Origin of the sequence: Romboutsia weinsteinii (assembly GCF_002250835.2) — a bacterium.
In the GTDB taxonomy this organism is placed as follows: Bacteria; Bacillota; Clostridia; order Peptostreptococcales; family Peptostreptococcaceae; genus Romboutsia_A; species Romboutsia_A weinsteinii.
The window spans coordinates 1-19,018 of the sequence record NZ_NOJY02000007.1; the positions used below are offsets into that span (position 1 = coordinate 1).

18 protein-coding genes and 1 riboswitch are annotated in these 19,018 nt (G+C 28.2%); of the genes, 15 read left to right on the top strand and 3 right to left on the bottom strand.

Going from position 1 to position 19,018, the window contains the following annotated elements; translation table 11 throughout:
* Positions 1–48 precede the first annotated feature (48 nt).
* Positions 49–207 carry a hypothetical protein gene (locus tag CHL78_RS20655; RefSeq protein ID WP_158540635.1) on the bottom strand — a complete coding sequence of 53 codons (159 nt, stop codon included), beginning with the start codon at positions 205–207 and terminating at the stop codon, positions 49–51.
* A gap of 173 nt (positions 208–380) precedes the next feature.
* Between CHL78_RS20655 and nadA the strand changes: the two genes are divergently transcribed.
* The 5 genes from nadA (at position 381) to CHL78_RS05270 (ending at position 6,372) form a co-directional block, all read left to right on the top strand.
* On the top strand, positions 381–1,295 hold the full coding sequence (gene nadA / locus CHL78_RS05250; protein WP_094367223.1) for a quinolinate synthase NadA: 915 nt from the start codon (positions 381–383) through the stop codon (positions 1,293–1,295).
* Positions 1,296–1,298: 3 nt separating this feature from the next.
* Complete coding sequence (locus CHL78_RS05255; RefSeq protein WP_094367224.1) at positions 1,299–2,615, top strand: L-aspartate oxidase; 1,317 nt, start codon at positions 1,299–1,301, stop codon at positions 2,613–2,615.
* Complete coding sequence (gene nadC / locus CHL78_RS05260; RefSeq protein ID WP_094367225.1) at positions 2,596–3,432, top strand: carboxylating nicotinate-nucleotide diphosphorylase; 837 nt, start codon at positions 2,596–2,598, stop codon at positions 3,430–3,432. Before CHL78_RS05255 ends, nadC begins: the two co-directional genes overlap by 20 nt.
* Before the next feature lie 139 nt (positions 3,433–3,571).
* Entirely contained in the window at positions 3,572–4,939 is a 1,368-nt protein-coding gene (locus tag CHL78_RS05265) for a 5'-3' exonuclease (protein ID WP_199533997.1), read from the top strand.
* A gap of 107 nt (positions 4,940–5,046) precedes the next feature.
* Complete coding sequence (locus CHL78_RS05270) at positions 5,047–6,372, top strand: IS3 family transposase (RefSeq protein WP_094367226.1); 1,326 nt, start codon at positions 5,047–5,049, stop codon at positions 6,370–6,372.
* Between the two features lie 60 nt (positions 6,373–6,432).
* Here the strand turns inward: CHL78_RS05270 and CHL78_RS21555 are convergent, their stop codons facing one another.
* Positions 6,433–7,101, bottom strand: coding sequence for a lysoplasmalogenase family protein (locus CHL78_RS21555; RefSeq protein WP_094367227.1), 669 nt, complete (start codon positions 7,099–7,101; stop codon positions 6,433–6,435).
* A gap of 261 nt (positions 7,102–7,362) precedes the next feature.
* On the opposite strand from CHL78_RS21555, the gene metA reads away from it, so the two are divergent.
* The 5 genes from metA (at position 7,363) to CHL78_RS05295 (ending at position 11,490) form a co-directional block, all read left to right on the top strand.
* The gene (metA, locus tag CHL78_RS05280) at positions 7,363–8,295 is read left to right on the top strand and encodes a homoserine O-acetyltransferase MetA (protein ID WP_094367228.1); all 933 of its coding nucleotides are present in this window, start codon (positions 7,363–7,365) and stop codon (positions 8,293–8,295) included.
* Positions 8,296–8,554: 259 nt separating this feature from the next.
* Positions 8,555–9,307 (top strand): polysaccharide deacetylase family protein, encoded by a 753-nt coding sequence (locus CHL78_RS05285; RefSeq protein ID WP_094367229.1) that lies wholly within the window; start codon positions 8,555–8,557, stop codon positions 9,305–9,307.
* Between the two features lie 181 nt (positions 9,308–9,488).
* The gene (locus CHL78_RS20660; RefSeq protein ID WP_158540636.1) at positions 9,489–9,641 is read left to right on the top strand and encodes a hypothetical protein; all 153 of its coding nucleotides are present in this window, start codon (positions 9,489–9,491) and stop codon (positions 9,639–9,641) included.
* Positions 9,642–9,704: 63 nt separating this feature from the next.
* Entirely contained in the window at positions 9,705–10,232 is a 528-nt protein-coding gene (locus CHL78_RS05290; protein ID WP_094367230.1) for a putative ABC transporter permease, read from the top strand.
* Between the two features lie 568 nt (positions 10,233–10,800).
* Complete coding sequence (locus tag CHL78_RS05295) at positions 10,801–11,490, top strand: glucosaminidase domain-containing protein (RefSeq protein ID WP_094367231.1); 690 nt, start codon at positions 10,801–10,803, stop codon at positions 11,488–11,490.
* A 111-nt stretch (positions 11,491–11,601) separates the two neighbouring features.
* Here the strand turns inward: CHL78_RS05295 and CHL78_RS05300 are convergent, their stop codons facing one another.
* Positions 11,602–12,192 (bottom strand): hypothetical protein, encoded by a 591-nt coding sequence (locus CHL78_RS05300; RefSeq protein WP_094367232.1) that lies wholly within the window; start codon positions 12,190–12,192, stop codon positions 11,602–11,604.
* A 214-nt stretch (positions 12,193–12,406) separates the two neighbouring features.
* Here CHL78_RS05300 and CHL78_RS05305 point away from each other — a divergent pair, with 214 nt between their 5' ends.
* The 5 genes from CHL78_RS05305 to kdpC all read left to right on the top strand — a co-directional run bounded on the left by CHL78_RS05305 (position 12,407) and on the right by kdpC (position 18,995).
* On the top strand, positions 12,407–12,769 hold the full coding sequence (locus tag CHL78_RS05305; RefSeq protein WP_158540637.1) for a DUF134 domain-containing protein: 363 nt from the start codon (positions 12,407–12,409) through the stop codon (positions 12,767–12,769).
* Positions 12,770–12,851: 82 nt separating this feature from the next.
* A riboswitch (SAM riboswitch) is annotated at positions 12,852–12,958 on the top strand.
* A gap of 82 nt (positions 12,959–13,040) precedes the next feature.
* On the top strand, positions 13,041–14,354 hold the full coding sequence (locus tag CHL78_RS05310; protein ID WP_116041220.1) for an O-acetylhomoserine aminocarboxypropyltransferase/cysteine synthase family protein: 1,314 nt from the start codon (positions 13,041–13,043) through the stop codon (positions 14,352–14,354).
* Positions 14,355–14,536: 182 nt separating this feature from the next.
* Positions 14,537–16,279, top strand: coding sequence for a potassium-transporting ATPase subunit KdpA (gene kdpA / locus CHL78_RS05315; RefSeq protein WP_116041222.1), 1,743 nt, complete (start codon positions 14,537–14,539; stop codon positions 16,277–16,279).
* A gap of 38 nt (positions 16,280–16,317) precedes the next feature.
* A complete protein-coding gene (kdpB, locus tag CHL78_RS05320) occupies positions 16,318–18,408 on the top strand; it encodes a potassium-transporting ATPase subunit KdpB (protein WP_116041224.1) in 2,091 nt (696 codons plus the stop codon).
* A gap of 14 nt (positions 18,409–18,422) precedes the next feature.
* Complete coding sequence (kdpC, locus tag CHL78_RS05325; RefSeq protein ID WP_116041226.1) at positions 18,423–18,995, top strand: potassium-transporting ATPase subunit KdpC; 573 nt, start codon at positions 18,423–18,425, stop codon at positions 18,993–18,995.
* Positions 18,996–19,018 lie beyond the last annotated feature (23 nt).

Here is a 19,018-nt window from a genome sequence, read left to right on the forward strand (position 1 = left end):
AAAAATAATTAATAAAGCTGTAGAAGATATCTTCTACAGCTTTATTAATTATTTTTTCTTTTTATGTGAGCTTATTGGTTTAGCAGTATTTTGACTTACAGAACCAGTTTTTGATGGTCTTAATTGAGGATCTATATTAAGCTCTTCACCTATTTCAAGCTTAGTATTTTTTTCCTTTTTTTCTTTTTTATTATTTTTCTTAGCCATAACTCCTCCTAGGTTTATTAAATAGATACTTTAATAAGTAATATAACCAAAAATGGAGTTAATATTCAAAGTGTAGATTCATATAAATTTTTATAATTGAATAAAAAAAGTCCTAGTGCTATAATGACATTACAGGTGTATATACACTAGTTAAGATAGAAAGTGGTGTAGTTATGGGAGAGAATATAGTAGAAAATATCAAATTATTGAAATCAGAGAGGAATGCTATAATACTAGCACATTATTATCAACCTTCTGAAATTCAAGAGTTAGCAGATCATGTAGGTGACTCTTATTACTTGAGTGAAATAGCAAGAGACTGTAAGGAAGATGTTATTGTATTTTGTGGAGTTAAATTTATGGGTGAAAGTGCAAAAATACTATCACCAAATAAAAAAATACTAATGCCAGATTTAGATGCAGGTTGTGCAATGTCAGATATGATAGATGAGAATGGTATATTAGAATTGAAGAATAAATATCCAAATGCAATCGTGATAGGATATATAAATTCAACTGCTAAGGTAAAAGCACATTGTGATGTTTGTGTTACTTCATCTAGTGCTTTAGATATATTAAATAATGTAGATAACGATGAAATAATATTTTTACCAGATGAGAACTTGGGTGGATATATTGCAGAAAGTTTTCCTGAAAAGAAGTTTATCCTATGGGAAGGCTATTGTAAATATCATCATAATATAAAAGTATGCGATATAATACATCTAAAAAATAAATATAAAGAGGCTTTAGTCCTTGTTCATCCCGAGTGTAAAAAGGAAATAAGAGATTTAGGTGATTATATTGGAAGTACAACTGGAATAATAGAATACGCAACTAACTCTGAAAAAAAAGATTATATAATAGCAACAGAAGAAGGAATACTATATGAATTAAATAAAAAAAACCCAAATAAAAACTTTCTTATACCTGGAGAAAGCATTAGTTGTATTGATATGAAAAAGACAACTTTAAAGAATTTATATGAAACTCTTTTAAACATGGACAATGAAGTAGTTGTTGAAGAAACAGTAAGGGTAAAAGCATTAAATTCATTGCTAAATATGCATAAACTTGCTGAGGTATAAACTATGAATAATAAAGTAGATGTATTAATAGTAGGTAGTGGAGTATCTGGATTATACTGTGCACTTAACTTAGATCAAAGCTTAAAAGTATTAGTAATATCAAAGTCAAAATTAGAAGAAAATAATACGTATTTAGCTCAAGGGGGAATATCGACAGCAAAAGATGAAAGTGATATTGAGCTATTTATACAAGACACTTTAAAAGCAGGTAGATATAAAAATAAATTGGATTCCGTAAAAATTCTTGCCAAAGAATCTATAGAAAATATTAATAAGATCTTAAGCTATGGATTACAGATTGATAAAGTTAATGGTGATATAGACTATACCAAAGAAGGTGCGCATAGTACTAATAGAATAGTACATAGTAAAGATAATACTGGAGAGGTTGTACATAAAATACTTTTGAAAGAAGCAAGGAAAAGAAAAAATATAGTCATACTAGAGGATTTATATTTATTAGATATAATTAATGACAATGGTAAATGTGTAGGTGGAATAATGATTAATAATGAGAATATCAAGGTGGTACATTCTAAAGTAGTAGTCTTAGCCACTGGAGGTATCGGTGGTATATTCAAAAATTCTACAAATCAACGTAATTTAATAGGAGATGGAATATCAATTTCCCTAAAGCATAATATTAAATTAAAAGATATTGATTATATTCAAATTCACCCAACTGCATTTTATGAAGATGATAAAAGTGGCAGAAGACTACTAATATCAGAGTCTTTAAGAGGAGAAGGAGCAAAGCTTCTAAATAAAAATAAAGAAAGATTCGTTGATGAGTTATTACCAAGAGATATAGTTAGTAATGCAATATATAGACAAATGAAAAAAGATAGAATACCTTATGTCTATCTAGATGCAACTCATTTTGATAAACATTATCTTATAAATAGATTTAAGTTTATATATGAACAGTGCCTGGAAAAAGGCATTGATATTTCTAAAGAATATATTAAAGTATCTCCAGCACAGCACTACTTTATGGGTGGTATTGAAGTTGATTTAAATTCTAATACATCTATGAAAAATTTATTTGCAGTTGGTGAAATAAGTTGTACAGGAGTACATGGTGCTAATAGGCTAGCAAGTAATTCTTTACTTGAAGGTCTTGTATTTTCAAATAGAGCAGCTAATAAAATCAATTCTATTGTAGATATTATTGAGATAAACACTAATAAAACTGTATATAACAAATTAAATTTTAACTGCTTAGATTTGAATAAAATAGAAGAAGAGAATAAATTAATGGTTATAAATGAAATTAAGAGAAATCGTGGGGATTTACAAGATGAATTATTTGATTATTGATAACATGATAAAAGAGGCTTTAATAGAAGATATTCCTAATGAAGATATTACTACTAACAGTATTATTAGTGAAAGTGCTAATTCTACTGTTGATCTAATATGTAAAGAAGATGGGATAATATGTGGATTAGATGTTTTTAAAAGAGTATTTGATATAATAGGTAATGTAGGTATAGAATTTTTCAAAAAAGATGGTGAATCAGTACGCTTTAACGAAAAAATAGCAATTTTAAAAGGAAGTACAAGAAATATACTAAAGGGTGAAAGAGTTGCATTGAATTATTTACAAAGAATGAGCGGTATTTCAACAAAGACTAATATGTATGTACAGAAACTAAAAAATAGTAATACAAAATTGCTTGATACTAGAAAAACAATGCCTAATAATAGAATCTTAGATAAATATGCAGTGAAATTAGGTGGAGGGGTTAATCACAGACATAATCTTTCTGATGGAATACTTTTAAAAGATAACCATATTGATGCTGCAGGAGGAGTAATAAATGCAATAACTCTTGTAAAGAATAACTGTCCATTTGTACGAAAGATAGAAGTAGAAGCAGAAACCATTGCTATGGTAAGAGATGCACTTGAAGCTGGAGCAGATATTATTATGCTTGATAATATGGATATAAAAACTGCTAGTGAAGCAGTAAAAATTATAGGTAATAATGCTATAACAGAGTTTTCTGGAAATATTACTATAGATAAAATAGAAAAAATTGCTGAAATAGGTGTAGACTTTATATCTGTTGGTGAGTTGACACACTCTGTAAAAGCACTTGATATTAGTATGAAGAATTTAGTTAATATTTAATATAAAAAGTCTAGATATTTTATCTAGGCTTCTTATTGTTTTTACAGTCCACTAAGTAAAAATCATTTATTATATATATTTATATGTATATATATGATATAAATATATATAGCAAACTATTGTATCAAAAGGAGTTAATATGGATAATTTATTCGATTTATTAGAATATGAAATAAATAAGGACGTACAGAAAAAAGAAACTAACAATATGATAAAGGAAAATAATGATTCTTATTGTAATGAGAGTCACTTATTACACTTAAAAAAATTAGAAAAGGGATTATATAATGAAGATGATATAATATCATCGGGTTTAATTAAGGGTGATTATATACGAGTTAATAGTTATATTGGTTCTCGTTTAAATACTGACTTAAGAGGTATAAATAGGGAATTAAAGAAAGATTCAGTTATAAAAGCTGAATTAAAGTTAGGTTTTGAAGAGGTTGAATTTAATGCAGATATCTTTGATGAGGAAGTTAAGTGTATCGCTGATAAATTACTTATAGTAGATGGTTCATCATTGCTTTCAACAAGTTTTTATGCTACGGCAAGAGACCTTCTATTTGCTAAAACTGATGAGCAAAAAGAATTTGCCTATACAAAACTTATGCAAACACCAGACGGAATATATACAAATGGTATATACATGTTCTTTAAAACATTACTTCCGCTTTTAGAAAGGCAACGTATTACACATTTAGCAGTTGTTTTAGATAGAAGTAGATCTGGAACATTCAGAAGAGAATTAGACCCTGAATATAAAGCTAATAGAAAAGAAACACCTATTCCACTTAGTAACCAGTTTAAGCTTTTAACAGAAATATTACCTCAGCTTAACATTCCTATATTCTCGCATGAGTACTATGAAGCGGATGATTTTGCAGGAAGCTTAGTGAAAAAATTTGAAACAGATATTGAAACAATACTTCATACTAAAGATGAAGATTATATACAGCTAGTATCAGATAATACAAAACTATGGATAGTAACAGGTAAGCGTGATGCAATGTATGAGGAGCTTGGTATCAATAAGAAAGAGTTAAACCTACCAAGTGGAGTCTTTGAGTATACACCTGAGTATGTAAAACATTTTAAAGGTATTGAGCCAATACAAATTATTGATGCAAAGGCAATTGAAGGAGATAAATCGGATAATATTAGAGGCGTAAAAAATGTAGGTGAAACTTCTAGTAGACCTCTTCTTAGACATTATACATCTCTTGAAGCTATTTACGAAGCAATAGATAACTTAGATATAAAAAGCGAAAAAGAGATATCACTTTTCTTTAAAGAGCAGTTAGGGATAAAGAGATCTCCTATAAAAAACTTACTTCTGTATAAAGAAGATGCTTTTTTAAGTAAAAAGTTAGCAACTATAAAAACTGATATTGATGAGATACAAGATTTAGAACTTGAAAAATTAAAGCTTGATATTGACTATGAAACTATGAATAATATATTTTCTAAACTAGAAATGAATAGCTTAATAAAAAAGAAAAAATAGTAGAAAAGAGCCTCTAAAATGGATCCTATATAGTGGACACGAGAAAAAACGTGTCTATCTATATAGGATCTTTTTTTGTAAAATATTAATTGAGGAGTGATTTAAGGATGAGTAAAAAAATATTTACAGAGCAAGAAATACTAGAATTATCTAAAATTAAATATATAAAAAATGTATCCTCTAAGGGCATAACTTATACTAATGAATTTAAACTACAATTTATTGCAGAATATGAAAATGGAAAAACTCCGAGAAATATTTTTGAGGATGCTGGATTTGATGTTGATATAATTGGAATTGGACGTATAGATTCAGCTAGTCGAAGATGGAAGAATGCATATAAGGATAAAGGCGTTTTAGGTTTAGAAGATACTAGAACTTTAAATTCAGGAAGAACACTTAATCGAGATTTAACTATTGAGGAAGTTCTTGCAAAGAAAGATGCTGAAATAGAGTATCTTAAAGCGGAGCTTGAATTTATAAAAAAGCTCGAGCTGCAAGAAAGGCAGGTGATAAATAAGAAATTGCCATCATCTATGATATTTAGAATAATACAAAATTTAATTAAAGATTTTAAACTTTATAATATGACGAGACATTTATGCAAAATTGCTAATGTCTCTACTTCAGGTTATTATAATTTTTTAAGAAACTTTAAAGCTAGAGATATGAGAGAAAGTGAAGATATTAAATTAAAAGAGATTATTCTAAAAGCATTTAATTACCGTGGATATAAGAAAGGTTCTAGAACCATAAAGATGATATTAAAGAATAAATTCAATGTCATAATGAATAGAAAGAAAATCCAAAGAATAATGAGAAAGTATAATATTATTTGTCCAATACGTAAACCTAATTCGTACAAGCGTATGGCTAAGGCTACAAAAGAACATAGAGTTGTTCCAAATAAGTTAAATAGAGAATTTAAACAAAATATACCTGGTAAAGTAATGTTAACTGATATTACATATATGCCGTACGGCAATGGTAAAACGGCTTATCTATCTACGATAAAAGATTCATCAACTAATGAAATACTAGCATATAATCTTTCTAACAGTTTAGCTATAGACATTGTAACAGAAACTATAAATAATTTGATAAAACTAAAATCATTTAAATTACCAAAAGATGCATTTATTCATTCTGACCAAGGAGCCCATTATACAAGTCCAATTTTTCAAAAACTACTTAAGAAAAATAACTTAGGCCAATCTATGTCTCGAAGAGGTAACTGCTGGGATAATGCTCCGCAGGAGTCATTCTTTGGACATATGAAAGATGAAATTGATTACAAAAACTGCACAACAATAGAAGAACTTAAAATTTTAATAGATGACTATATGAATTACTATAATAATGATCGAGGCCAGTGGAATTTAAAAAAGCTAACTCCTATACAATATAGGAATCAGCTTTTAGTAGCTTCTTAACGCCACTCTTTTTTTAGTGTCCTTGACAAAGGGTCCACTTTACTCAGTTATGAGGCTTTTTTATATGTATAATATACTCAAAGCAATAAAACCCTGGCCGAGATAATATAATACTAAATTTAAATTAGATAAAAATTTTGGTGAATTATTATAAAAATATACAAAGGATAAAACAATATCAGATAAAGTAAATAAAAATGCTCCTAATATTGTAAAAAATGTAGCAGTAGCACTTATTTCTATTCTTATAAGCGAGATAGCTTTAAAAAGCATGAAACATATGATTACAATATAAATACAAACTATAAAAAATGAATTTCTAAAATTAAACCCATCTATTGATATATATGTGAAAATAATTATAAAAGATAGTGCTATAGTGCATACTATGTCATTGATACTGATAGGAACTAAATATATAAAAGCTAATGAGTAAAATATATGAGTAAGCATAAAACAAGCGATACCTAGGATAAACATAATTTTTATATTTAGATATTTGATACCTAAAAATATATCTCCAATTAACGCAAAAGATAGACCTAAAAATATAAATAAACAATAAAAGTTATATACAGATTCTTGATATGCTGAGTAAGCTATAATTACAAAAAATAAACTAGTTACTAATTTCGTAAAAAATCTTATTAGAGATTTAGAATTTTCGTTAAGATGTACTAATATAAGTAATGATATTATCATAAGGAAAAAGTAAGAGTAAGGTTTCATTATATATCTCCTCTAAAAAATTTATTCATAGGATATATGGTAAATGGTATTGCTTTTGGATTTATAATAAATCAAAAGAAGTATCTATAGCAATGTATGCTATGACAATTTTATTTATTATAAATTTTGTATTAAATATATTAATGGAAATTACTCATTAAATAAGGCACACTTGAAATCAATCAAGTATGGCTTTTATGTTATAATTAAAATATTATCAATATAGAGATATAAATATTAATATTACAGGGGGATATTGATATGCCAATTAAAATACCTAAAGAATTACCAGCATATAAATTGTTATCAGAAGAAAACATCTTTGTTATGAATTTACACAGAGCAAGCACTCAAGATATAAGACCATTAAAAATTGGAATATTAAATCTTATGCCAATTAAAATTCAATCAGAAAATCAGCTACTAAGATATTTATCAAATACACCTTTACAGGTAGAAATAACTCTTTTACAAACAAAGAGTCATACTTGTAAGCATACACCTATAGAGCATTTAGAAAAATTTTATAGCTATATAGAAGATGTAGAAGATCAAAAATTTGATGGACTTATCATTACGGGTGCACCTGTTGAACAATTAGATTTTGAGGATGTTACATATTGGAATGAATTAAAAAGAATTATGGACTGGACTAAGAGTAATGTTTTTTCTACTATACATATTTGTTGGGGAGCACAAGCTGCTCTTTATTACCACTACAATATACCTAAATACAAACTAGATCATAAATTGTATGGAGTATATGAACATTGGGTTAATTACCCTCATGATGATTTGACTAGAGGATTAAATGATAGATTTTATGCACCACATTCAAGACATACTGAGGTGAAAAGAGATGATATAGATAAAATCAATGAGTTAGAAATATTATCTGAATCTAAAGATGCAGGTGTATTTATTGCGGCAACAAAAGATAGAAGGCAAATATTTATCACTGGACACTTAGAGTATGATAGAGATACTCTTAAAAATGAGTATCTACGAGACATTAATAAAGGACTAAATATTAATTTGCCTAAAAATTATTTTGTAGATGAGGATATAGAAAAATTACCATTAGTTACATGGAGAGAAAGTGCAAATATGGTATTTGGTAACTGGTTAAATTATTGTGTGTATCAAAATACTCCATATAATATTGATGAAATAAGAGAAAATCTAAGTAAATAAATTTAATGCTATCAAAATACAAATCTTTATCTATTATTTGATTTTATCTACATAATAGATAAAGATTTTTTATTTTTAGATAACTTTTTGCGTGTCAATGAATGTCATAAAAAAGCAGAAAAATCATAAAAATGACAAATGTAAAAATGTATTTAAAATCATTATTTATTTTTATATTTAAAAGTTATAAAAAAACAAGGAATTAACACTTAATAGATAGAATTAATCAACATAATAAAAGAAAGGGAGATGACTCACTATGAAAAAACATTTTATAGTGACAGTAAGTATAGTTGCAACGAGCCTACTAGCCATAGGGTGTAGTATTGATAGTAAAGAAGAAGCAAGTTCAAACAAAGTTAATAATCCTACTCAAGTGATGAATACTGAGGATAAAGCTAAAGTAACAACTAAGGAGATTGGTGATATATCAGAAATTACTTATACACTAAATGATATTATAATAAAATATCCCCAATTAAAAAACATAAGTGATACCTCTAAAAAAGATAGTATAAATAAAATTATAAAAGATGATGCTTTGAGCATAATTAATTTTTATGATCCTGATAAAGAAGATCCTACACTAGAGGTAAACTATGAAATAAAGCTGATAAATGATAATATACTATCTATTGTTTATTATGGCTACTACAATAATTTAAATAATGCTTATCCTATAGAATTTATATGTAGTACGAATATTGATTTAAATAATCAGAGTAGATTAATGCTTAAAGATTATGCAGATATTAAGAGTATTTCAAACACATTATTAAATACAACAGATTACAAAACTAAAACAACAGATAAGAACTTAGAAAAAGCTCAGCTTGATTATATCAAGCAACAAACTGAAGAAGAAATGATAAATATATTATCAAATACAGACTTTAATAATAGCAAAACATACCCGCTAGCATTTAGTTATCAAGAAAATGGAGACATAGTTGTTGTAATACCGCTACAGCATGCAATAGGAGATTATGTTGAAATAATAATTTCTAAATAGATATATTAAATATCAATAAAAAAGAGTATGAAGTTTAATCTATAAACCTCATACTCTTATTTATATATTTATAGAGATTAAATATATAAATATCTTAATTCCAATTACAGTTCATTTTGTAAATAACTTTATCAGTTTTATTTCTCAATTTATTAGTAGTGAAAGTGCTGAAAATGTAGATATGACTGTTACTTCAAATGATATAACAATTACTTTAATATTAGGATTAATATTGTTAATTATAGGTACTTTAGTATTTATAAGATTTATAAAAGTAAATAAGAAGTATCTAAAGGGGAATTTTAATATACAGATAAATGTAGGATGTAGATAATAAACTAATGAATAAAAGTATGCGTATATACCAAAAATACTTATTATTTAAGGAGGTATATACATGGAAAAAATTAATGTACTACTGTACTTATCTTTTAACTTTTTTGTATATGGTATTATAGGATGGGGGATTGAGAATATATATTGCTATTTATGTAATGGATATTTTCAAAAGGATGGATTCTTACATCTTCCATTTAAGCCTATGTACGCCATTGCAATGTCACTGTTAGTATTAATTAATGATAGTACTGCTTATAATAAATACATATTAATTATTATATGTTTTTTAGTTCCTACATTAATCGAGTATATAACTGGTGTTATTATGAAAGTATACTTTAATAAAGATTATTGGGATTACTCAAAGCTAAAATTTAATATTCAAGGCATAATATGCTTAAAGTTCTCTATATATTGGACAGTATTAACTTATATAGGTGTAAAGTACTTTCAAGCAAACATTATAGATAGGTTATATTTAGATCTAGGATATTATTGGCAAGTATTATGTCCAATAATTTTTATTATCCTACTGGTAGATGATCTATTATCAATAAAAAAATTCAATTTAAAAGTTGATATATAAAGAAATTACTTAAGCTGATACAATTTAATTATAATTTTTCAGTATATAGTCATCAATCTCTTTTAAAATTAATATAATTGTCCTAAATAGAACTTTCACTTCAAAAAGTAAAGTCCTTTGATTTTTGTATTATTTTAAATGGAGGTTTTGATTATGGCAACAAAAAAACAAAGAAGAGATAAAATAAAGTTAAAAAAGAAAATGTTAAAAGAAATACTTGAAAGAAAAAAGGCAAAAGAAAATAAAGATTAAAAATCTATTGGGTATGTATGGTTTAGTCCTACATGCCCAATATTTATATATAAAATAAATTTTTATTATATTTGTAACAAAATTGATACCAAAAAATCGTACAAGTAAAAACGACAAATTCGTATGCTTATTACGATGAGATTAACAATGAATTTAAGTGATAAATGATTGTTTTTGGCGAAAATAGTTCATATATGTAGTCGAATAAAACAATATATCGAAGACTCAATCTCACTATATAAATTTAAAAAAGGAAATATAAAACAATATAGTGAATTATAAATATATTGAAAATACTTCGATAGGAGACAAAAGTATGAGATTGAATAAGAAAATTATTAGTGTAGTATGTATAACATCTATTATGCTAGGATTTGATTCATCTTCAAGTATAAGCATAAAGGAAATTTCAAATTCAAGCTCACAAGAAAAACATGTAGAACTGGTTAAAGCAGCATGTACTTTAGATTCGAATATAGAAATCGCAAAAATTGAAGAAGAAAGAAAAGTAAATATTACATATATTAGAGACGATATTACAGTACCTAGTAAAATCACAGCTGAAGAAATGGAAAATATATTACTAAATTATAAAGGAGCATCTACTATGTCACATCTATCTCAAGCTATTGTAGATGCAGAAGAGATATATGGTGTAAATGCACTTGCAGTTGCTGCGATTGTAGCTTTGGAGAGCGGTTTTGCAACTTCAAGAAGAGCTATTGAAGATAATAATCTAACGGGATACGAAGTATACAGTGATAATTCTGAGGGAAGATTATTTTCAAGCCAATATGATTCTATATTACACACTGCTAAACATTTAAAAGAAAACTACCTCACAGAAGGTGGACCATATTATATTGGTTTATCTGTAGATGATGTACAGATAAATTATTGTCCTGATGAGGGTAAGGATAAAAGATGGGAGGAAAAAGTTGATAAACTAGCTTCATCATTTTTACAAATATATAAAGATTTATATTTGAATTTACAGGAGCAGTAATCTATATTAGTTAAATCTTAACTTTAAAAAGCAAGCTCCTATAATTTTTTAAGAGCTTATAATTATATATTAAGAATATAAATATATAATTATAAGCTCTTGAGTAATATACTAAAAAGTAATTCCATATCCCATATCATCTTTAAATTTTATTCTCTTATTATTTTTCACATTATCAATGCTATAATATATAGTATCTATAGGATCAATATTCATGATCTCTTCAATAATAGTAATATATTCAGCTAATATAGTATAATCATTATTAATATATCTATTTAAGAATGTTAATAAATAATAATATAAAAGTTCGTCATCTCCATCATTAATTCCGCGAGCTAAAAGTACATCGTAAAATAAAATAAAATCGTGATTATGATCCTGATCATAATTAGCTACTAAATCATATTTTTGAAGTATATCATAAGTACTACTTTTAAATTTTATATAAGCCATTACTCTATATAAAAAAGATTCTATAAGCTCATCATCTTCTAATAGTTTTTTATTACTTAAATACGCTACATTTTGATTAAACTTATCATTATCTCTAAGTAAAATAGAATTAGCTAAGTTTCTTGATAAAACAATAGTAGTAGTATCGTAGTCTATAGGACTTAAGTTTAAAATATCATCACACTTCAAAGCAAAATCAGCAAGTAGACAATCTGAAATTTTAATATCATTAAAAAATTTATACAAAATAATCATCTCCTATATAAATATACGAAAATATTATGCTACATGTTAATAAAAATGAAGTTTTAAGACCGATAGAACTTATGTTCGCGAACACTACTAGTCATATTAAATAAAACTATTAATAAATTTTGTAGTTTCTAAGGATGGTTTCAAACACATAAATTATAAAGTGTGTGAGATAAAAATATATATAATGTATAAGGTGGGATATATTATGTCATTTGAGGATTTTATAGAAATAAGCGAAATTGAGCTTGAGGTTATAAAGTGTAAAGATATTGAAAACCTAAATGATGATAAGTGTATAAAGCGCTTAAACTTAACTAAAAAAGAATTCCACATAATATTAAAATCAGCAAGAAAAAAATGTGCTACATCAGTACTAGAAAATAAGTTAACTAAAATAAAAAAAGAGGATGATATTACATTAGAAGATGTTCCTACTACACTTTGTACTTTTAGATGTGCTACATGTGGAAGAATATATATAATAAATTATTTTAAGGAAGTAATAACATGCCCAAATTGTAATTCAAAAAAGATAATGAATAATAAAGATGCAGGATTTTGTAAATAAATTCCAAGAAAAATTAAAAAGTTGTTGCATATTATCAACATATTAAATACAATAAACTTAATAAAAATAAATAAAATACGAAATCTTATTACGAGAGGTGGAGGGATAGGCCCTATGAAACCCAGCAACCAGTATTTATATACATGGTGCTAAATCCTGCTTATGGAGATTCCATAAGAAAGATGAGAGAGTAAGCTATATATAGATAAGCCCTCTTTTATCAAAGATGGGCTTTTATTTATTTAACAAAATATTAAGGGGGATAATAAATATGGGAAGAAAAAATTTAAGTTTTGATACACTGCAAGTACATGGAGGACAAAATCCAGATCCAGCTACTGGTTCGAGAGCGGTACCTATATATCAAACAACGTCATATGTTTTTAATAGTGTAGAGCACGGGGCTAATTTATTTTCACTTAAAGAAGAAGGAAATATTTATACTAGGATGATGAATCCAACCTCAGATGTTTTTGAACAAAGGTTAGCGCTTCTTGAAGGTGGGGTAGGAGCAGTAGCAGTAGCATCAGGATCAGCTGCTATAACTTATGCTATTCTTAATATACTACAGGCGGGAGATGAAATTGTATCTGCAAGCACATTATATGGTGGTACTTTTAATTTATTTTCAACAACACTTCCAAGGCTTGGAATAAATACTACCTTTGTAGATTGTGATGATCCAGAAAATTTTAGAAATTCTATTAATGAAAACACTAAAGCATTATATATAGAAACGATCGGTAATCCTTTAATAAATATTGCAGATATAGAATCGATTGCAAATATTGCTCATGAAAATAATATACCATTAATTGTTGATAATACTTTTGGTACACCTTATCTAGTCAAACCATTTGAATTTGGAGCTGATATAGTCGTTCATTCTGCAACAAAATTTATTGGAGGTCATGGTACTTCTATAGGTGGTGTAGTTGTAGATTCAGGTAACTTTGATTGGGAGAAGAGCGAAAAGTTTGATGTACTTGTTGATCCAGACCCAAGCTATCATGGAATTAGCTATACTAAAGATATTGGCAAGACAGCTTATATTACAAAATTAAGAGTACAGTTACTAAGAGACACAGGAGCATGTATAAGTCCATTTAATTCATTCTTACTACTTCAAGGTCTTGAAACGCTATCTTTAAGAGTAGATAGACATGTTTCAAATACTAAAAAGATAACAGAGTACTTAAGCAATCACCCACAAGTATCATGGGTGAATTATCCGGGATTAAAAGGTAATCAGTATTATGAGTTAGGTAAAAAGTATTGTCCTAAAGGTTGTGGATCTATATTTACATTCGGAATTAAAGGTGGAGTTGAAGCTGGAAAGGTATTTATAGAGTCCTTAGAAATCTTCTCTCATCTTGCTAATGTAGCTGATGCAAAATCTTTAGTGATTCATCCAGCAAGTACTACACATGCACAATTATCTGAAGAAGAACAAAAATCTGCTGGAGTGTCTCCTGATATGATAAGAGTATCAATAGGAATAGAGGACGTAGATGATTTGATTGCTGACTTAGAATATGCTTTAGAAAAGTCATCTGAGTTTTCTGTGATTGGAGTAACTAATTAGTAAAAATAAAATAGCCATAAAAGTAGTAATATATACTACTTTTATGGCTATTTTATTTTTTGCATTAAGTATTCTATTTTCATCTTAATACAATCTTAATGTTATATGAACTATCTTAATCCTGCCTTTATACAAAAATTGGTATTATTTAAATATACAAGAACAAGGGGAGGAAGAAAGTTATGGTCAGAATTATTATTCAAATAATATTTTTCATTGCATTAACAATTTTTTTAGCTAAGCCTTTAGGGCATTATATTGCTAAGGTTTTTAAAGGTGAAAAGGTACTATTAAGTAAAATATTTGCACCAGTTGAGAGATTTATCTATAAAGTACTTAATATCAAAGAAGAAGATGAAATGGATTGGAAACAATATGCAATATCTGTAATTATTTTTAGTGTAATAAGTTTATTTTTTGTAATGATATTACAAATGATTCAACATATATTACCACTTAACCCAGCAGAGCTTGGATCAGTAAGTTGGGATTTATCATTTAACACTGCAGCTAGCTTTGTGACAAATACTAACTGGCAAGCTTATAGCGGAGAAAGTACACTAAGTTATTTAAGCCAAATGCTTGGTCTTACAGTACAAAACTTTGTATCTGCCGCAGTTGGTATATGTATCCTTTTGGTAATGATAAGAGGATTTATCAGAACTAAAACAAAAAAAATAGGAAATTTCTGGGTGGATTTAACTAAATCAGTATTATATGTTTTATTACCTCTTTCAACTGCTTTAGCAATATTTTTAACAACTCAAGGCGTTGTTCAAAATCTTACTCCATATAAAGAGGTAAGTACAATAGAAACAATGGTTCTAGAAGATGGAACTAAAAGTTCAACACAAATAATTCCAGGAGGACCAGCTGCTAGTCAAATTGCTATAAAACAATTAGGTACTAACGGTGGAGGGTTCTTTGGAACAAATTCAGCTCATCCTTTAGAAAACCCAACTTTACCTTCAAATATAGCACAAGTAGTATCTATAATATTAATTCCTACTGCTTTATGCTTTACTTTTGGAGAGTTAGTTAAAGATAAGAGACAAGGTAATGCAATATTATGTGCAATGTTAATAATATTTACATTAGCTATGGTAAGTACATTTTATGCAGAATATAAAGGAACTCCTGAAATATCTAATAACCCAAGTATAAGTATGGATATAACAGATAAACAATCAGGAGGAAATATGGAAGGTAAAGAAGTAAGATTTGGTGTTACAAATTCAGCTATTTGGGGAGTAACTACAACATCTGCTTCAAATGGTTCAGTAAACTCTATGCATGACTCATTTACACCAATAGGTGGAATGGTCTTAACACTACTAATGCAATTAGGTGAAGTAATATTTGGTGGTGTAGGCTCTGGACTTTATGGAATGCTTGCTTTTGCAATGTTAACTGTATTTATTGCAGGGCTTATGGTAGGTAGAACCCCTGAATATTTAGGTAAAAAGATAGAACCATTTGAAATGAAAATGGCATCTATACTTGTTATCACTACACCCATATTAGTTTTAATAGGTACTGCTATAACATGTATGTTACCTAATATAGGTGATTTACTAAACAACAATGGACCACATGGATTTTCAGAAATATTATATGCACTAAGCTCTACTGGAAATAACAATGGTAGTGCCTTTGCAGGATTTAGCGCAAATAATGTATTTATAAATCTTTTAACAGGAATAACTATGTTGCTTGCTAGATTTATCCCAGCGATATTAACAATTGCCGTAGCTGGATCTCTTGCTGGTAAGAAGATCTTGCCTACAAGTTCTGGAACACTAGCAACTCATAATAAAATGTTCGTTGGTTTATTGGTAGGAGTAGTACTTATGATAGGAGCATTAAGTTTCTTGCCGGCATTAGCTCTAGGACCAATTGCAGAACATCTGAGTATGATTTTTTAAAATAAGATATATATAATACAATTAGGAGATGAGTGTATATGCATAGTAAAAGTAAAAATAAGCAAGAAAGTATAGAAAAGAAATCTGACTTTATAAATAAAAATATTATTAGAGATGCCCTTAAAGATTCAATTAAAAAACTTAGATTTAAAACACAACTTAAAAATCCAGTAATGTTTATTGTATATATTGGTTCTATTATAACTAGTGTAATTACATTATTATCATTCTTAAATTTTACTAATGATGATCCTATATTCACATTAATGATAACCGTATTTTTATGGTTTACAGTACTATTTGCTAACTTTGCTGAAGCTATAGCAGAAGGCAGAGGTAAAGCACAAGCAAATAGTCTTAGAGCCGCAAAGAAAGATGTAATGGCCAAGAGATTAAATTCTCCAGATAAATATGCTGAGTTTGAGATGGTTGCATCGAATAATTTAAAAAAAGGTGACATTGTATTAGTTGTAGCAGAGGAACAAATACCTGGAGATGGAGATGTAATTGATGGAGTTGCTTCGGTTGATGAAAGCGCAATAACAGGTGAAAGTGCTCCTGTTATTAGAGAATCTGGTGGTGATAGATGTGCAGTTACTGGTGGAACTACTGTAGTCTCTGATTACTTAATAGTAAAAATTACAGCTGAAGCAGGAGAAAGTTTCTTAGATAAAATGATAGCTATGGTTGAAGGGTCTCAAAGAAAGAAAACACCAAATGAAATTGCCTTACAAACTTTATTAATAGCATTAACATCGATATTCTTAGTAGTGACCGTTACTATATACCCATATAGCTTATTTGCAGTAAATTATAATGGTATTGGTACAATAGTTTCAGTTACATCTTTAATAGCATTGTTAGTCTGTTTAGCTCCAACAACTATAGGTGCACTACTTTCTTCAATAGGAATAGCTGGTATGAGTAGGTTGAATGTATCAAATGTATTAGCTACTTCAGGTAGAGCAATTGAAGCAGCTGGAGATGTAGATGTATTATTACTAGATAAAACAGGAACTATTACATTTGGTAATAGACAAGCGTCTGAATTTATACCGCTACAAGGTGTAGATAATGAAGAGTTAGCTGATTCAGCTCAGCTTAGCTCTTTAGCGGATGAAACACCAGAAGGTAGAAGTATAGTAATACTAGCAAAAAAACTTTATGCAATAAGAGGAAGATATCTTGGTCCTTTAGAAGCCGAATTTGTGCCTTTTTCAGCAAAAACAAGAATGAGTGGAGTTAATACTTCGAAGAATGAAATTAGAAAGGGTGCAGCAAGTGCTATAAAAGAATTTGTTGAAAGTAAAAATGGAATATACCCAAAAGAATGTGATGATATAGTATCTAGCATATCAAGACAAGGAGGAACTCCACTTGTAGTATGCAAAGATAATAGAGTATTGGGAGTTATCCACTTAAAAGATATATTAAAATCTGGAGTAAAGGAAAAATTTAATGACCTTAGAAAAATGGGAATAAAGACTATTATGATAACAGGTGATAACCCATTAACAGCAGCTGCAATAGCTGCTGAGGCAGGTGTTGATGACTTCTTAGCTGAAGCTACTCCAGAAGGTAAATTAGAGTTAATCAATGAATATCAAAGGAAAGGACATCTAGTTGCTATGACTGGAGATGGTAGCAATGATGCTCCTGCTCTTGCACAAGCAGATGTGGCTGTTGCTATGAATACAGGAACTCAAGCAGCAAAAGAAGCTGGAAATATGGTTGATTTAGACTCAAGTCCTACCAAACTTATTGAAATAGTAAAAATAGGAAAGCAATTACTTATGACAAGAGGTGCATTAACTACATTTAGTATAGCTAATGACGTAGCGAAATACTTTGCAATAATACCACCATTATTTTTAGGAGTATATCCACAGTTAAATAAACTAAATATAATGAACTTGTCTAGCCCAGAAAGTGCAATTATGTCTGCTGTAATATACAATGCTTTAATAATAATTGCATTGATACCATTAGCACTTAAAGGTGTGAAATATGAAGAATTGCCAGCAAGTAAATTATTAAAACGAAATATTCTTATATATGGTGCTGGTGGCCTTATAGCACCTTTTATAGCAATAAAAGTTATAGATATATTAATAAGTTTTATAATGTAGGGGAGAGAAGTAAAATGATAAATTATATAAAAAAAGCTGGGTTAATATTTATAATAATGACTGTTATAACTGGTGTTATATATCCTCTAGCAATAACAGCTTTTGCACAAGTATTTGTTTCAGATAAAGCAAACGGAAGCATAATCACTGATAAAGATAACAAAGAAGTAGGTTCTAAAATCATTGGTCAAAGTTTTATTGATCCGGAGAATTTTTGGTCTAGACCATCTGCAGCTGGAGAAGGGTATGATGGATATATGTCAGCTGGTACAAACAAAACACCAACAGGAAAAGAATATGAAAATATATTAAACGATAGAATAGAATTGCTGAGAAAATATGATCCAGAAAATACTCAAAAAGTACCTATTGATTTAATTACTGCATCAGGAAGTGGTTTAGATCCACATATAAGTGTAGCTGCTGCAGAATATCAAGTAAGTCGTATATCTAAATATACTAATATAGAGGAAGGTACAATATTAAAATTAATTGAAAAAAATGCTGACAAACCATTTATGAGTATATTTGGTGAATCTAAGGTTAATGTATTGCTTTTAAATATCGAATTAAATAAACTGAAATAAAATGTATTAGCATCAAGGGTGTG

Coding starts and splice junctions, on each gene's coding strand:
- CHL78_RS20655 (WP_158540635.1), bottom strand. CDS start 207: ATGGCTAAGAAAAATAATAAAAAAGAAAAAAAGGAAAAAAATACTAAG.
- nadA (WP_094367223.1), top strand. CDS start 381: ATGGGAGAGAATATAGTAGAAAATATCAAATTATTGAAATCAGAGAGG.
- CHL78_RS05255 (WP_094367224.1), top strand. CDS start 1,299: ATGAATAATAAAGTAGATGTATTAATAGTAGGTAGTGGAGTATCTGGA.
- nadC (WP_094367225.1), top strand. CDS start 2,596: ATGAATTATTTGATTATTGATAACATGATAAAAGAGGCTTTAATAGAA.
- CHL78_RS05265 (WP_199533997.1), top strand. CDS start 3,572: ATGGATAATTTATTCGATTTATTAGAATATGAAATAAATAAGGACGTA.
- CHL78_RS05270 (WP_094367226.1), top strand. CDS start 5,047: ATGAGTAAAAAAATATTTACAGAGCAAGAAATACTAGAATTATCTAAA.
- CHL78_RS21555 (WP_094367227.1), bottom strand. CDS start 7,101: ATGAAACCTTACTCTTACTTTTTCCTTATGATAATATCATTACTTATA.
- metA (WP_094367228.1), top strand. CDS start 7,363: ATGCCAATTAAAATACCTAAAGAATTACCAGCATATAAATTGTTATCA.
- CHL78_RS05285 (WP_094367229.1), top strand. CDS start 8,555: ATGAAAAAACATTTTATAGTGACAGTAAGTATAGTTGCAACGAGCCTA.
- CHL78_RS20660 (WP_158540636.1), top strand. CDS start 9,489: ATGACTGTTACTTCAAATGATATAACAATTACTTTAATATTAGGATTA.
- CHL78_RS05290 (WP_094367230.1), top strand. CDS start 9,705: ATGGAAAAAATTAATGTACTACTGTACTTATCTTTTAACTTTTTTGTA.
- CHL78_RS05295 (WP_094367231.1), top strand. CDS start 10,801: ATGAGATTGAATAAGAAAATTATTAGTGTAGTATGTATAACATCTATT.
- CHL78_RS05305 (WP_158540637.1), top strand. CDS start 12,407: ATGTCATTTGAGGATTTTATAGAAATAAGCGAAATTGAGCTTGAGGTT.
- CHL78_RS05310 (WP_116041220.1), top strand. CDS start 13,041: ATGGGAAGAAAAAATTTAAGTTTTGATACACTGCAAGTACATGGAGGA.
- kdpA (WP_116041222.1), top strand. CDS start 14,537: ATGGTCAGAATTATTATTCAAATAATATTTTTCATTGCATTAACAATT.
- kdpB (WP_116041224.1), top strand. CDS start 16,318: ATGCATAGTAAAAGTAAAAATAAGCAAGAAAGTATAGAAAAGAAATCT.
- kdpC (WP_116041226.1), top strand. CDS start 18,423: ATGATAAATTATATAAAAAAAGCTGGGTTAATATTTATAATAATGACT.